Source organism: Halovivax gelatinilyticus (assembly GCF_024300625.1).
GTDB classification, from domain to species: Archaea; Halobacteriota; Halobacteria; order Halobacteriales; family Natrialbaceae; genus Halovivax; species Halovivax gelatinilyticus.
Genome location: NZ_CP101322.1, coordinates 136,442 through 150,285 on the forward strand (window position 1 = coordinate 136,442; position 13,844 = coordinate 150,285).

Here is a 13,844-nt window from a genome sequence, read left to right on the forward strand (position 1 = left end):
AGTTACTCGTCGTCGGTCTCTTCCTCGGGCGTTTCGAGCAGTTCGGACTCCTCGAGACGGGATTCGATCTCGTCGTAGTCGAACACCTCGTAGGTTTCCGTCTCGGCGTCGATCGTCGCCAGTCCGACCTCGTTCGGCAGGAGCGATCCGTCGTTGACGCTCGCGAGCGCATCGAGCGCGAGCGTGACGCCGTCGTTAAGCGTCGCCTCGTCGTCGTAGTTGCTCTCGAGGTAGTCCTGAAGTTCGCCGCGGTCGGCGCCGACGGCGAGGGCCTTCCACTCGTAGGGCGTTCCCGACGGGTCGGTTTCGAAGAGGCGCGGTTCGCCGTCTTCGATCCCGCCGACGATCAACGCGACGCCGAACGGGCGCGCGCCGCCGACCTGCGTGTACTGCTGAATGTGGTCGGTAACGGCCTTCGTCAGGCTCTCGACGCCGATCGGCTCGCCGTATCGAAGCTGATTGACCTGCGCCTGACGACGGGCGAAATCGATCAGCTGACGGGCGTCGGCGACGTGGCCCGCGCTCGCGATCCCGATGTGATCGTCGGCCTTGTGGATCTTCTCGACCGACGAATCTTCGAGCAGCGGCGAGGGGATTCGCTTGTCCACCGCGAGGACGACGCCGTCGGAGGTTCGAATGCCGATGCTCGCCGTTCCGCGTTTGACCGCTTCACGGGCGTACTCGACCTGATACAGCCTGCCATCAGGTGAGAAGATCGTGATGCCGCGGTCGTACGCCTGCTGTTGGGCTTGTCCCTGCATAGTATCACGCTAGATCGAGGTCTGTCGTGGCGAGCGGATTTGCGACTGGAAACGGTTCCCGCCGATCACGACGTTTCTCTCGGTCCAAAATTGCCTACCGCGTCCTAAATAGTTTACTTACCCGGATCGCTGGCACCAGTATCGAAACCGGACCGTCGTCGGCCCGTAGAGAAGACGTCCGGGCCCGGCCGATACAGGCTCGGACGATACCCGTCGGCCCCGAAGCAGTCTACTACCCGACAATCGAGCGGTACGCGTTCGGCGACAAACGCGAGAGGCGCGTTCGGCGACCACGAACGTTACGCGTTCGAGACGAACGAGTCTCGCGCGGATCTGATGGTGCCGCTCGTTCCGCGGACGTGGATTCCCACCGGAACGTCGTCGACGCGGTGAACGCACGCCAGCGCCGCTCTGGCGAGGTCAGTTTCACCCCGGCGAACGCGGACGAGCGCCTCGCCGGACCCGTCCTCGAACGAGAACGAGACGACCGTGAGGTCGGCGGCCGCGCTGCCCGGGTCGCCGAGTAAATTCTGTGCAGCGTACCACGTCTCGCGCTGAAAGCCGCGACGATCGATCGACTCGTCCGGGTCGGATTCGATACCGACGGCGAGGTACCGCCAGCGCGGTCGCAAGTGTTTCGGCAAGTGTTTCATGAGTCGATTTGGGTTCTATATTCCACAGCGGTTCGAATTTCAGTCGGACGTTCGTGTTTCTGTCGTGGGTTCTTGAATCGGTCGGCGGCTCGTGTTTCGTACGTGGCGGGATGGCTCACGCGATCGTGAGTGGGCTAGTGGGATTGTTCGTCCACGGCGACATCGTATCGGCGCTCGGCAACGAGTACGCCCACCTGTTCGTGGATGCGTTCGACCGCCGTCACCACGAACCCGGCTTCGGTCATCGCCCAGACGAGGTGTCCGACCGTCGACGGATCGTCGACTGACGGATCGTAGAACGGTTCGTCCGGGTCGGGTTCGCCGAAGAACATCACGTCGCCCAGGACGAATCGGTTCGGCTCGAGCGAAGCGATCACGTCGATCGCCTCTCGCTTTTCGGCGTCGTCGAGGTGGTGCATGGCGAAGTTTGAGACGACGACGTCTACGTCGTCGTCGAACTCGGGCGCCCTGAACGTACCGTAGCCGAACGAGACGTTCCCGAGGTCACGTTCTTCGGCCTTATCGCGCGCCCGCTCCATCATTCCCTCGCTAACGTCGCGACCGACGACGCGCGAGGCGTCCGGTGCGAGCGCGAGCGCGATGGCGCCCGTCCCGGTCCCGATGTCGAGAATCGTCGCACCCTCCGACCGGGCGTGATCGATCACCGTATCCGCACACGCGCGGTATTCCGGCGTCTTCGAGTCGTCGTACGCCGCCGCCTGTTCGTCGAACCGCTCGGCGTGTTCCTCAACGCTCCGTTTCATATCGACCCCGTTCGACCCCCGGTTCAATGAAAGACTCGGACTGGATGCGTCGGTTCTTCGTCGCGAGCCGACCCCACTCGGCGAGTCCGTCCTCGATCCACGACGCGGACAGTCCGATCACGTCGCCGAGTGCGGCGAGTTCCCGAGGAGCCCTGAGTTCGAGATGCGATCCCGGATTCACGCTCACCACGTACGGGGCCTCGTAGTAAGAGACGATCTCGTGTAATTTTTGGAGAGCGGCCAGCGCCCTGACTCGTCGTCCGCCGCTCGACCGCACGACGGGCCCGAGGTCGAATTCGATGCGAACGTCGTTTTCGACCGCCGCCTTGGCCATCACGTGGTTTACGTCACCCTGGCCGGCCATCGGCCTGGTGAGCACGTCGACCTTCTCCGTTTCGACGGCGAATCGGTTCATCGTGGGCGACCCGCCAACGACGGTGACGACGGTGTGATCCGGCCGGACGTTTCCGACGGACCCGCTCGCCGTCTCTGGCGAGTCGGCGTCGATCTCGATGCCGTCGACGACATCGAGCGAGTGCGCCTCACCGAGCGGCTCGATTCGACCGACGGCGTCCGACGAAGGAGAACGAACGACAATACCCTCGTAGCCGTACGTCGCTGCCGTCTCTAGCACTGTAGCGAGTGACTCCTCGTCGCTCGGGTCGGTTGAGACGGCCTCGTACATACCTCACGATCGGACGCGACCACCTTGGATATTTCTTATTCGGCCGAGCCGAACGGACGGACCGACGGTTCGATAGGGTCACACAAATTGTGGACTCATCCCGGGATGAGTGACTTCGACGATGAGCGATCCCAGCGATGAGTGACTTCGACGAGGAGGAGTCCTCGACGAGACGCCTCGAGGCCAACTCCCAACTGGTGATGAAAGCGAGAAGAACGGACCGTGCGTGAACGCAGCCTAGTTAAGCATACTCTGGGCGACGGTCGCGAGCTGACCGTTGTCCGCCTCGGCGAGTCGATCGTCGCCGATCTTGAGTCGCAGGCGCGGACGGCCGACGTCGATCGGGACCTTCTCGGTGTCGATCAGACCCATGTCCTCGAGTTTCGTCTTCGTTCGGCTGAACGTCGCTTTCGACGCGATGCCGACGTCCTCGCCCCACTTGCTGATGTCGTAGAGCAGCGCTTCGTTCCGGGCGGCGACGAGGAGCGAGATCGTGACCTCGTCCAGTCCGTCTCCGTCACCGCGGGCCGTCTCGAGCGAGCCCAGGATTGTCGTGAAGTCCTCTTCGGCCTCCGGACTGATCTCATCTGACAGCGTGTCTCGGACGCGCGTGATCGGCGGGGTGCGGAGACTGAACGACGCCGCATCCTCCCAGCGGTTCGCGTACGTCTCGGTGGTCGCCTCGACGAACTCGTCGTCGTCGGCGACGAGTCCGCCGACGCGGTCTGCCGCGTGGACGATCGCGACGACGGATTCGTCCGTGATGAACAGCGAATTCTCCGGCGCTTCCTCGAGGGTGCGCAGTTCGAGCGAACCGGCGTCGATCAGATCAGCCGCGTTGCTCGCGACGATGAAGTCGTCCATGACTTCTTTGAGGGTTCGCTCGTCGGCGAGCATGTGAACCGTCGGCAGGTCGTCGTACTCGATCGCGACGTTCACGAAATCCTCGATGGCGTCGCGCGAGGGGTTGACCATGTAAATGTCACCAGTAGTATCTTCTAGGACGGTTTTCACGATATCGTCAATTTGCCTGTTCAGTAAATTTGAGTTCGGTGCCATACAGAAGTAAAAGAGATCCCATTACTTAATTTTGATGGCCGGTCTCAAGCCGCAAGGCCGCACGAAGAACCAATGAAGGCAACCACGGCATTGGTTCCCAGAAACCACCCGTAAATTCCATCGGTAAGTCGCTAGAGACTACGCGCCATTATGCAGAAATCGAGTCAAAACCGCGACGGGGGCTCACCAGTTTCGTTCATCTACGTAACACATTCAGGTACCTTTATAATAATTACGGCCAAACTGGCGGGTTGCATGGGTGGCAAACACTGTCACGTGCTCGAGACGGTCATCGAGTGCGTTCGGAGTTTGAGTCGCAGGAAAACAGGTATCGTCGTACGCACACCATCGGGGAGACGGCGGAAAACGACGGCTGCGGACACTTGGCCAACACTCCCCCGGATCGAGGCGAAGCGAGTGAGTTCCTACGGCGGCCCCTGATTCATCCTGAACGTCGTCAGTCACACACTAGACGCGAAGCGTCGGCCACAGATCCTGCGACCAGTAGAGGTCCCCGTCGTAGATGACGGGCGCCTCCGATTCGGTGAGAAACGTAACGAGTTCCTCGCGGTCGAGAACGAAGTTCGACTCGTTTCCACAGAGCGAGGCGTACTCGTTTCCGGCCGTATGTGGGAAGTAATAGGACCCAGTCGCTTGCGTCGAGTAACACTCGAGAGTCAACAGATACCGGTCGTCCTCGAGTCGTTCCAGGGCGATCGTTGTCGGCGTCCGATGATCACCCTGGGTCAACGTGTGGGTCCCGTCCCCGACGACGGCGTAATCTTTCCCCATCATGATACGCCGCCGAGCCAACCCCATTGCCCGTTCGATGCTGAACCCGTTTACCAGCAGCTTCGCGAACGTTGAGCCGACTTTGATCGCGTGATCGTTCAAGACCTGTGTGAACGTTACCGCGCCAGCGACACTCCCCTTCGTGAGTAACTCTGTACCCTCGTGGAACGATCCACATGCGTTCAGAAAGAACGTCTCGACGCCGCACGTATCGAGACTTTTCGCCGAGAAGTAGCCGTCCGGACATCGAAGTCCGTCGCTCTCGCAGTGGCCGATATAGTGAACGAAGTCGATGGGAGACTCGAAGATATCGCGCAACTCCGTGACCGTACAGCCTTCGCGCACACGTACATCTATCGATAGTTCTTCCGACCGGTCGTGATAGATGTCGTAAACGTCCGCATGTTCGCCCGCCATCTCCGGATCGTTCAGGACGACACAGATCGTCGTCTCGTCGCTCGGCGTGTCAAGAAACTCGAGTCGATTGTAATATGCCTCCTGTGAGCATTTGAAAACGTCGATGGGAACCCCATCGGCGAGCCATCCGTGAGCTTTCGCGCTCCGTAATTCCGGTTTAACGATGTCTACAGACGAGACCTCGCCGCCCATCGAGCGCGTCCGTTGTGGAGGGTCAGCCAACCGGCCGACGGGATTCCCGCGGTAGAAATCCTCGAGTGACCGCTCAACCAGCTCGGATCCGTCAAGTTCCGACGTTCGAGGGGTAAAGCAAAGACTCATTCGATCGAGCAAGAACGGGATCGCTTCGGCCCGGCGTGGACTCGGCTCGACGTACATCGCGAGGTGCCACTCCGGAAGGCGGTGTTCGATCGCCTCGTACGGAACGTCGAGGTAGGCGTCGAGTCGTTCGGCCGGCGTTGCATCGTACAACCGTTTCGCATCGAGTTCGAGGACGTCGAGCAATCGGAGTTCCGAGAGGTTCGTCCCGTAGGGGCCAGCGTTTCTGACGAGACAATCGAGAAAGAACGTCTTTCGCAGCAAGCGTTCGACGTCGCGTTCGAGCCCCGTTGGCCCGAGTGTCAGTTCTCGGCCGGTATCCGTCAACCTGAGTATCGGGTGTTCGACGGTGGCCGTCACCACGTCAGCTTGCAGATAATACGCAAGCGGTGCGGTCACGAATACGGCCTCGAACTCGTTCGGCAGCTGCAGTTCGATCCCAGAACACCGCGACCGTTGCGACGCGAGATGATCGGGGATCTCTAACGTTTCGCCGAGTTCGATCAACGGCGGGTGACCGCGAAGCGTGGGGTAGGTTCGGTCTGGACTGCTCGTTTTGTGCGACGACGAAAGGTGCGAGACCGCCCGCGCGAGGCCGGCGGGCGTCTCCGGAACCGTGATCGTCCCGGTCGGGAACTCGTGTCGGCTCCGAAAACCGAGCACGATCGGCAGTCGGTCGGGAAACGAAACGATGACCGACTCGAAGTCGGCGGTTCGCTCGATTCGTACGGGCCCCGCAACCCGAATGTACGTCTTGATCTCCGTGTCGACATCGATGAGATACTCGCCGCGAGGGAGCTCCAGGGGCTCTCCGCCGGGGCCGAGTTCGTAGTGGGCGTCGGACTCGGTCGATCGCGCGTAGACGACCGCGTGGGGGAATCGAAGTTCCGAGGCTGTCGCCTCTAAGACCGCGTCCACCGGGCGCGAGACCGCCACATCGGAGTCACGTACCGCACTGAGATTACCCGAGACCGGGAGTTCCGTGCTGTCCGTGTCGACGATGTGGAGGTGATCGGGCCCCACCTCCCACTCGATCATTCGGATGGGCCAATGGATTCGAGGGCAATTAGTTGTATCGAAGAACGGTCCAATTTTCGAACTGGTGGTGAATGAATCCGGGAAAGGTACACTTATGGACCGGCCGGGACCGGTATCGAATATGGACCACGAGGTTACCCGTTCTGTCGACGAGGCGGTCGCAGAAGCACTCGAAGGGGAAGCCGATCGACAGCGATCGACGCTGCAGATGATCGCGAGCGAGAACCACGTGAGCGAGGCAGTTCTCGACGCGCAAGGAAGCGTGCTGACGAACAAGTACGCGGAAGGGTATCCCGGCGCCCGGTACTACGGCGGCTGCGAGTACGCCGACGAGGTTGAACGGCTCGCGATCGAGCGAGCGAGCGAGCTCTTCGGTGCCGACCACGTAAACGTCCAGCCCCACTCCGGCACGCAGGCGAATCAGGCCGTCTACTTCTCGATGCTGGAACCGGGCGATAAGATCCTCTCGCTCGACTTGAACCACGGTGGCCACCTGAGTCACGGTCACCCGGCCAACTTCACGGGCCAGCTCTACGAGGTCGAACAGTACGAAGTTAACCCAGAAACCGGGCTGCTCGATTACGACGGGCTCGCCGACCACGCCGCCGAGTTCGAACCGGACATCATCGTCTCGGGATACTCGGCGTACCCCCGAGAGGTCGAGTGGACGACGATCCAGTCGGTGGCAGACGAGGTCGGCGCGCTCCACCTCGCCGACATCGCACACATCACCGGACTCGTCGCCGCCGGCGTCCACGCCTCTCCCGTCGGTATCGCGGACTTCGTCACCGGAAGTACGCACAAAACCATCCGCGCCGGTCGCGGTGGCATCGTCATGTGTCGGGAAGAGTACGCCGACGACATCGACGCGGCCGTCTTCCCCGGCGGGCAGGGCGGTCCGCTCATGCACAACATCGCCGGTAAGGCCGTCGGCTTCAAAGAGGCGCTCCAGCCCGAGTTCGAAGCGTACGCGGAACGAACCGTCGAGAACGCGAACGTCCTGGGTGAAACGCTCGCCGAGCACGGATTCTCGCTGGTCTCCGGCGGAACCGACAACCACCTCGTCCTCGTCGACCTGCGCGAGTCGCATCCGGAGACTTCCGGGGGCGACGCCGAAGACGCCCTCGAGGCCGCGGATATCGTCCTCAACGCGAATACGGTCCCCGGCGAGACGCGCAGTCCGTTCGATCCGAGCGGGATCAGAGTCGGAACGCCAGCGCTCACGACACGCGGGTTCGACGCGGACGATACGCGTCGCGTCGGCGAACTTATCGCGCGCGTTATCGACGCACCGTCGGACGAAGCGGTCCGATCCGACGTTCGAGACGAAGTGGCGGCGCTCTGTGAGGCCAATCCGCTCTACGAGTAACCGCCCACACCGCTCGTATTCGCGAGATCCAGTTCCGCGACAGTCCGTGTAGCATCACTCGGAGCCCCTCAATTTACTCAGAGGCGATTTACGAGTCGAGCTCATCGCTCGGATGGTCCTCAGTCGAGGGGTCGAGTTCGTCGCTCGAACGGTAGGCCGGTTCCAGTTCGTCGATGAGGACGTCAGTCGAGGCTCGGAGATCGGAGATAGATCCCGCGTCGATCGAGACCAACACCCCCTCGGTGTCGCTCGTGGCGACGTGAATCACCGTCGCCTCTTCGAAGGCCCGGACGGTGCACAGCAGATCGCCGTGTGCGTAGAGTGAATTCAGGTGAGGTCGGTCCATGGCCTCCAGACGGAGGGTTCGAAAGACCCGCTGGTAGTCGCCATCGTCGTACTTCGCGGCGACGTCGTCGCGGATGAAGTGGACGGTGAACCCGGACGAGTCGTAGTACGCCAGGCTCCGAAGCCGGTCTTCGTACCACTCGAGCGTGACCTCGGCCAGGGATTCGATATGCGCTTCGATCATAGCAACCCTTCGAACTATTACCCCTTAAATCGATACCAGTTCCCCGTACATCGATACCAGCCGTCGGCGTCGGATGTCGGGTATCTGGTTTGACCGGGTCGGGTTACCCCTCTTCGAAACCAGTGGACCGGCCTTCGATACTATCTTTACCGTCGAAATCTGTCGTTCGACCGATGACAGAACTTATCGACGGGAAGGCACTGGCGCGCGAGATACGGGGACAGCTCCGCGGTGCCATCGAGACGCTCGCGGACGCGGACTCGAGACCGGGGCTCGCGACCGTCTTGATGGGCGACGATCCGGCGAGCCAGACGTACGTCAACATGAAACAACGTGACTGCGAGGAAGTCGGTATCGACGGACGCCACGTCGACGTCGACGGAGATGCACCCGCAGAAACGCTCTACGAAACGATCGAGGACCTAAATGCCGACCCCGACGTCCACGGGTATCTCGTGCAGGATCCGGTCCCCGACCACGTCGACTACCGGGAGGTGATCCGCCGGATCGCCCCGGAAAAGGACGTCGACGGATTCCACCCGGAGAACGTGGGCCGCCTGGTCGCCGGTGACGCGCGGTTTCGTCCCTGTACGCCACACGGCGTACAGAAACTGCTGGAAGCCGCCGACGTCGAGACGGAAGGCGCAGACGTCACGATCGTCGGCCGATCTCGCATCGTCGGGAAACCGCTGGCGAACCTCCTGCTCCAGAAGGCCCCCGACGGGAACGCGACCGTCACCGTCTGTCACTCACGAACCGAGAATCTCGCCGAAAAGACGCGCCGAGCGGACGTCTTGATCGCCGCCGTCGGCGTCCCCGAACTGATCGACGCCTCGATGGTCGGAGACGGGACGGTCGTCATCGACGTCGGCATCAACCGGGTCGACGCCGACACGGAGAAGGGCTACGAACTCGTCGGTGACGTCGATTTCGACGGTGTCAAAGAGCGTGCGAGCGCGATAACGCCGGTTCCCGGTGGCGTCGGTCCGATGACGCGCGCAATGTTGCTCTACAACACGGTGAAAGCCGCGAGCGAACAATCGGGTGTGCCAGTCGAGTTACCGTAACCAGTCATCGCGTCTCATCCGTCGCGCGTCGGTTGACCCGTCCTCGAACGGCGTCACCGTCGCGCGTCGATCGGCCAATTGCTCGAACGACCGCTGCACCCGCGGCCCCGTCTCGTGCGTCGAACACAGCTATTTCACGTTCGCAGCCCTTGGCGTACACATGAGCGACGAATCTATCCCGGTCAGTAGCGCAGTCCCCAACAGTCCGATGCGAACCACGGGAACGGATCACGTCACGATCTGGGGGTCGAACGCCGAGGACACGATCGAATTCTATCGAGACTTCCTCGGAATGCCACTCGTCCTTCGGCAACCGAATCTCGACGACCCATCCCAGACGCACTTGTTCTTCGATACCGGAGACGGACGGATCCTCACGTTTTTCGTCGGCGATCGACCGTCGAATCCTAGTCCGCAGCGCGGCGGCGTCGGATCCGTCCACCACCTCGCGTTCCGATTCGAACCGGAACGCTTCCAGGCGGTGATGGACGCCCTCGACGAGGCCGGCCGTAGTTACAACGTCTTCGACCGGGGGATATTCCAGTCGCTGTACACCCACGACCAGGACGGACTCGTCATAGAGTTGGCGACGGACAAGTACGAAATTCCCGACGAGCGGCGGGCGGAGGTGCTGGCGACCACCCAACGGATCCGCGAAGAAGACGGCGCGGAGTACGCGAAAGAGCGCCACCTCGAAGCCGCGCTAGCGGAACTCGACATCGAGGTGACCGCTCACGAATTGCCCGACGCGGTCAGTGGCGTTGGCGGCGTCGAGTGACCCAACCACGGTCGTTCATTCGAGACGGTCGAGTTCGCGACTGACTGCGGAAAGCGACGTCGTTTCGCCACGCAAGACGTCGGCGAGCGAGCGACAGGCAGAGAGCAGGTGTTCGGCTTCGAGCGGTTCGACGTCGCCGTCGAGGTGGTCGACGCGAACGGCGTGTGCGTCGATCGATTCGAACAGCTCGTAGACGTCCTGATCGATCGATTCATTCCAGGACCGCACGTCGCGCCGGTAGTCGCGGACGGCGCGCGAAACGGCCAGGCCACGAGCGTTTCGTATCGATCGGGCTACGTCGGCCACCGGAGGGCGTTCACCCTCGTCGACCGAGCGCACCAACGACAGCAGGTAGAGGCGTTGCCCATTGGTGAGCGACGGCTTCGCCGTCGCGTACGTGGCCGCGTACCTGAGTTCGAGGGCACCGACGTACGTATCGTCCAATTCGAGGAGCGATCCGTCGGAGACGAACCCGCGACGGCCCACGTAGCGCCGACAGGATTTCGCAGCTCGCTGGCTCAGTTCCCGTATCGGGTGGTCGTCGATTTCGCGCCGAACCGCCGAGAGGTCGAGCGGCGTCGGGGAATCGGTGTGGACTCGGCGGTCTCCACGGCCGACGCTCCGGAGGCTGCCACACGCCGGACAGGCGATTTGACCGGTTTCCGCGTACGACCATCGGGTTCCACACTCCCGACAGCGACGGTCCCCACGGACGTTCATGTGCGAGGACACGGACGGGAGCGTCAAAGGCTCACCGACACGCGACGCTAGATCGCCTACCGGCGAACGACGAAGGCGAACGTCCCCACGCCGCCGACGACGATCGTCAACCAGTAGGTGCTCACGCGGTAGATCAGCGCGACCGAAAGGGCGGCGGCCGGTTCGAGCGATCCGAGGAGCATCAACGATGCGGTGACGAAGCCCTCGACCCCGCCGAGTCCGCCGGGAGCGGGTACGAACGAGCCGAGCTTACCGAACGCGACGGCGATGACGACCACCGGGAGCGCCAGTTCGTGGCCGAGCGCGAGGCCGCCGAAGTAGACGGGTAACATGAGAAACAACATTCCGAGGTGGGCATACAGCGCGCCGTAGGCGACGATCCGTCGGTCCGTCGCCAGAAGGTCGATCGACTGGTAGAAGTTATCGAGGCGGTCACGTACCGCCGCCGGCGAGAGTTTCTCTCCGAATTCCGTGGTGAGGCGATCGACCGGGCCCCGGACGAGTCCGGCGACGCCGAGCACCAACCGATAGACGATCACCGGCTGTCTGACGACCACGTACGCCAGAACGGACAGCGTGACGAAGAGGCCGACGAACGCAAAAATGTAGTTCAGTATGTCAGCCCCGAGCGTGCCCGAGAACACGATCCATCCGATGGCGATGAACCCGAAGGTGTAGTACGGGATGTAGTTGAAGACGTCCGCCGAGAGGATGCCAGCCAGTCCGTCTTCGTACGCCATATCCGCGTCGCGAGCGACCAGATAGGCGACGAACGGTTCGGTCGCAACCTGCCCGTAGGGCGTGACGTACTTGATGAACATCGCAGAGAGGAAGACCCCGGCGACGTGAACGCCAGACATCGTCTCGTCGATCGTCCGAAGAAACTGCCCCCAAACCATTCCCCTGAACGTCAGTGCCAGTACGCCAGAGCAGACGCTGATACCGAGCAACAGCGGATCCGCGCCGGCGAGATCCGCGGCGACCTCCTCGTGGCCAACTAGTACGATCAGGGTGGTAAGGAGGATGGTGGCGATCAGGAACCCCAGGACGATCCGTCGCTTCACGCGCCAACGGTTGCATCGTACCTACAACTATCTTATGAAAGCCCGTTGACGCAGAGAAAGCCGTCAAAAGTAGACCGATCCCGCCATATACCAGTGAAAATTAAACAAAAGTCGACGAGTGGGCGTGGCGTGTGGATTTATTTGACGTATTGTAATAGAGATAAAAGATGGAAACTCACCCCAGACGACCCCACCGTCGTTGCTTACTCGGCGAAACGTCTTTATGCTCGAGCGATACACCTTCTGTCATGACGCGGAGTACGCAGGCTCCTGATCGAGAAATTCTCCGGTGAGTCCAGCTCTCGGACGGTCGAATTGCTCGTCGATGACTCGCTCGATGGGGAGACGGTGAAATTACACGTTGGAGAAACGACGCTAACGCTCACTCGCGTCGACGCACACCAGATACGCGCGGCGCTTCGTCGAGAATTGCCCGACAGACGGGAGTTCGTCCGCACCGCCGGCACCCATCGCCCCGACGGTCGATACGTCGTCGAACGACGGCGGGCGACGAGCGGCGGCCACCGAAAGGTGTTCGACTCGTTCGACGACCTCGTCGGACTGTTTCGGTCGCTTCCCGACTCGATGCGGGTCGACGACATCGTGACGAAGGGACTCTCGGGTTCACGCAGGCACGTCGTGCTCTGGCACTTCGTCGAGCACCCGGCGTTCGAGTGTTCGCTCCGATCGAAGCAGCCGCTTACGGTCGAAAAGCGCGTGGACCGAAAAGCGGATACGGCACGGTCGGTCGACGACTCCTAAGGAGTTCGGTGTCATTGTGGCCGACCACGAGGGCTTAACAGTGACGAGCGAGTAGTTGTCCAAAGATGTTCCAGCCAATCGTGCGACTGTCTGCCAGGTGGTGGCTATGAGAGACGAACAAGAAATCAGAGAACAATACGAGTTCCTAAGCGAGCAGTTAGACAGCGACGAGATGAGACACGACGGAGTGAAGGAGATGTTTACGTACTATAAACGTGCCCTCGGCTGGGTTCTCGAAGAAGAATACATTTGAGCGTCCCCGATCCCTGCTAGCTTCGTACTGCGATGGTGACGACGGACCACGCGTCGATGTCTACAATCGCGTCGGCGGTGGATCGGGATGGGTGATTACCCAGCGCGATTGGCCACACGAATACAGGTATAGAATGCGAGAAGAACTCTCTCTGTCCCGGTGGTAATGGCACTGACATCGGATGAGAGGGTTCGACGGTTCATCGTCCATAGTATCACTAAAGTGAATTAAAACACCAACTGACCGGATGCTGTCGGTACATTTAAGTAGAGCCCCGGGCATTTGTCACGTGACGCTTCGCTTGGAGGGCCGAAGCGTCAGCGGGGACCAATTCAGGGCGGCAAACGGCTCCGCGACCCTTTTCAGGTCGCGGGGCCGTTTTCCTGTTTCAACCAGTACAGTACCGAGTTGAGCGGAGCGACTATCTGTCCGAATCGAAGAGTCAACGGTTCGAAACGACCGAGCCTCCGAGTGGGTCTAACCCGGAAAATTTATTAAATTCAGACAATAACTATCGCTGGTACATACCCATGCACGACTTAACCGGGTTTCAACGCGACCTGCTCTACGTCATCGCGGGCAACGACGACCCGCACGGCCTCGCCATCAAAGAAGAACTGGAGGCGTACTACGAGACCGAGATCCACCACGGCCGATTGTACCCCAACCTCGATACGCTCGTCGATAAGGGTCTCATCGAGAAGGGCCAACAGGACAGGCGTACGAACTTTTACACGCTCACTCGACGCGGACTGCGTGAACTCGAAGCCCGCAGAGAGTGGGAACACAAGTACGTCGATCTGTAACGCGTGCGG

At 61.3% G+C, this 13,844-nt stretch carries 14 protein-coding genes and 1 pseudogene; 6 read left to right on the forward strand and 9 right to left on the reverse strand.

The window, feature by feature from the left end:
• Positions 1-2: 2 nt before the first annotated feature.
• From psmA to NKH31_RS00595, 6 genes and pseudogenes are all read right to left on the reverse strand, one after another.
• Entirely contained in the window at positions 3-761 is a 759-nt protein-coding gene (psmA, locus tag NKH31_RS00570; RefSeq protein ID WP_254863189.1) for an archaeal proteasome endopeptidase complex subunit alpha, read from the reverse strand.
• 311 nt (positions 762-1,072) lie between these two features.
• Positions 1,073-1,414: pseudogene (locus tag NKH31_RS00575) on the reverse strand (Rpp14/Pop5 family protein); the annotation flags it as partial.
• Between the two features lie 134 nt (positions 1,415-1,548).
• Entirely contained in the window at positions 1,549-2,178 is a 630-nt protein-coding gene (locus NKH31_RS00580) for a class I SAM-dependent methyltransferase (protein WP_254863190.1), read from the reverse strand.
• Positions 2,162-2,863, reverse strand: a complete 702-nt coding sequence (locus NKH31_RS00585) for an RNase P subunit p30 family protein (protein ID WP_254863191.1) — start codon at positions 2,861-2,863, stop codon at positions 2,162-2,164. The genes NKH31_RS00580 and NKH31_RS00585 overlap by 17 nt, the downstream gene beginning before the upstream one ends.
• Positions 2,864-3,100: 237 nt before the next feature.
• Positions 3,101-3,922, reverse strand: coding sequence for a transcriptional regulator TbsP (gene tbsP / locus NKH31_RS00590; RefSeq protein WP_254863192.1), 822 nt, complete (start codon positions 3,920-3,922; stop codon positions 3,101-3,103).
• 468 nt (positions 3,923-4,390) lie between these two features.
• Positions 4,391-6,487, reverse strand: a complete 2,097-nt coding sequence (locus NKH31_RS00595) for a hypothetical protein (protein WP_254863193.1) — start codon at positions 6,485-6,487, stop codon at positions 4,391-4,393.
• Between the two features lie 121 nt (positions 6,488-6,608).
• Here NKH31_RS00595 and glyA point away from each other — a divergent pair, with 121 nt between their 5' ends.
• The gene (glyA, locus tag NKH31_RS00600) at positions 6,609-7,856 is read left to right on the forward strand and encodes a serine hydroxymethyltransferase (protein ID WP_254863194.1); all 1,248 of its coding nucleotides are present in this window, start codon (positions 6,609-6,611) and stop codon (positions 7,854-7,856) included.
• An 88-nt stretch (positions 7,857-7,944) separates the two neighbouring features.
• Here glyA and NKH31_RS00605 read toward each other — a convergent pair whose 3' ends face one another.
• On the reverse strand, positions 7,945-8,385 hold the full coding sequence (locus NKH31_RS00605) for a DUF7522 family protein (protein ID WP_254863195.1): 441 nt from the start codon (positions 8,383-8,385) through the stop codon (positions 7,945-7,947).
• A gap of 173 nt (positions 8,386-8,558) precedes the next feature.
• On the opposite strand from NKH31_RS00605, the gene NKH31_RS00610 reads away from it, so the two are divergent.
• Together NKH31_RS00610 and NKH31_RS00615 are read left to right on the forward strand one after the other, a co-directional pair.
• Positions 8,559-9,452 (forward strand): bifunctional methylenetetrahydrofolate dehydrogenase/methenyltetrahydrofolate cyclohydrolase, encoded by an 894-nt coding sequence (locus NKH31_RS00610; protein WP_254863196.1) that lies wholly within the window; start codon positions 8,559-8,561, stop codon positions 9,450-9,452.
• Between the two features lie 160 nt (positions 9,453-9,612).
• Positions 9,613-10,230 (forward strand): VOC family protein, encoded by a 618-nt coding sequence (locus NKH31_RS00615; RefSeq protein ID WP_254863197.1) that lies wholly within the window; start codon positions 9,613-9,615, stop codon positions 10,228-10,230.
• Positions 10,231-10,245: 15 nt separating this feature from the next.
• Here NKH31_RS00615 and NKH31_RS00620 read toward each other — a convergent pair whose 3' ends face one another.
• Both NKH31_RS00620 and NKH31_RS00625 read right to left on the reverse strand, forming a co-directional pair.
• On the reverse strand, positions 10,246-10,950 hold the full coding sequence (locus tag NKH31_RS00620) for a DUF7117 family protein (RefSeq protein WP_254863198.1): 705 nt from the start codon (positions 10,948-10,950) through the stop codon (positions 10,246-10,248).
• Between the two features lie 56 nt (positions 10,951-11,006).
• The gene (locus NKH31_RS00625) at positions 11,007-12,014 is read right to left on the reverse strand and encodes a lysylphosphatidylglycerol synthase transmembrane domain-containing protein (protein ID WP_254863199.1); all 1,008 of its coding nucleotides are present in this window, start codon (positions 12,012-12,014) and stop codon (positions 11,007-11,009) included.
• Between the two features lie 315 nt (positions 12,015-12,329).
• Here NKH31_RS00625 and NKH31_RS00630 point away from each other — a divergent pair, with 315 nt between their 5' ends.
• The 3 genes from NKH31_RS00630 (at position 12,330) to NKH31_RS00640 (ending at position 13,835) form a co-directional block, all read left to right on the forward strand.
• Positions 12,330-12,776, forward strand: a complete 447-nt coding sequence (locus NKH31_RS00630; RefSeq protein WP_254863200.1) for a DUF7528 family protein — start codon at positions 12,330-12,332, stop codon at positions 12,774-12,776.
• A gap of 106 nt (positions 12,777-12,882) precedes the next feature.
• Complete coding sequence (locus tag NKH31_RS00635; protein ID WP_254863201.1) at positions 12,883-13,029, forward strand: hypothetical protein; 147 nt, start codon at positions 12,883-12,885, stop codon at positions 13,027-13,029.
• Between the two features lie 530 nt (positions 13,030-13,559).
• Positions 13,560-13,835: a PadR family transcriptional regulator gene (locus NKH31_RS00640; RefSeq protein WP_254863202.1), complete on the forward strand. Its 276-nt coding sequence runs from the start codon at positions 13,560-13,562 to the stop codon at positions 13,833-13,835.
• The last annotated feature ends 9 nt before the right edge of the window (positions 13,836-13,844 follow it).

Coding starts and splice junctions, on each gene's coding strand:
- psmA (WP_254863189.1), bottom strand. CDS start 761: ATGCAGGGACAAGCCCAACAGCAGGCGTACGACCGCGGCATCACGATC.
- NKH31_RS00580 (WP_254863190.1), bottom strand. CDS start 2,178: ATGAAACGGAGCGTTGAGGAACACGCCGAGCGGTTCGACGAACAGGCG.
- NKH31_RS00585 (WP_254863191.1), bottom strand. CDS start 2,863: ATGTACGAGGCCGTCTCAACCGACCCGAGCGACGAGGAGTCACTCGCT.
- tbsP (WP_254863192.1), bottom strand. CDS start 3,922: ATGGCACCGAACTCAAATTTACTGAACAGGCAAATTGACGATATCGTG.
- NKH31_RS00595 (WP_254863193.1), bottom strand. CDS start 6,487: ATGATCGAGTGGGAGGTGGGGCCCGATCACCTCCACATCGTCGACACG.
- glyA (WP_254863194.1), top strand. CDS start 6,609: ATGGACCACGAGGTTACCCGTTCTGTCGACGAGGCGGTCGCAGAAGCA.
- NKH31_RS00605 (WP_254863195.1), bottom strand. CDS start 8,385: ATGATCGAAGCGCATATCGAATCCCTGGCCGAGGTCACGCTCGAGTGG.
- NKH31_RS00610 (WP_254863196.1), top strand. CDS start 8,559: ATGACAGAACTTATCGACGGGAAGGCACTGGCGCGCGAGATACGGGGA.
- NKH31_RS00615 (WP_254863197.1), top strand. CDS start 9,613: ATGAGCGACGAATCTATCCCGGTCAGTAGCGCAGTCCCCAACAGTCCG.
- NKH31_RS00620 (WP_254863198.1), bottom strand. CDS start 10,950: ATGAACGTCCGTGGGGACCGTCGCTGTCGGGAGTGTGGAACCCGATGG.
- NKH31_RS00635 (WP_254863201.1), top strand. CDS start 12,883: ATGAGAGACGAACAAGAAATCAGAGAACAATACGAGTTCCTAAGCGAG.
- NKH31_RS00640 (WP_254863202.1), top strand. CDS start 13,560: ATGCACGACTTAACCGGGTTTCAACGCGACCTGCTCTACGTCATCGCG.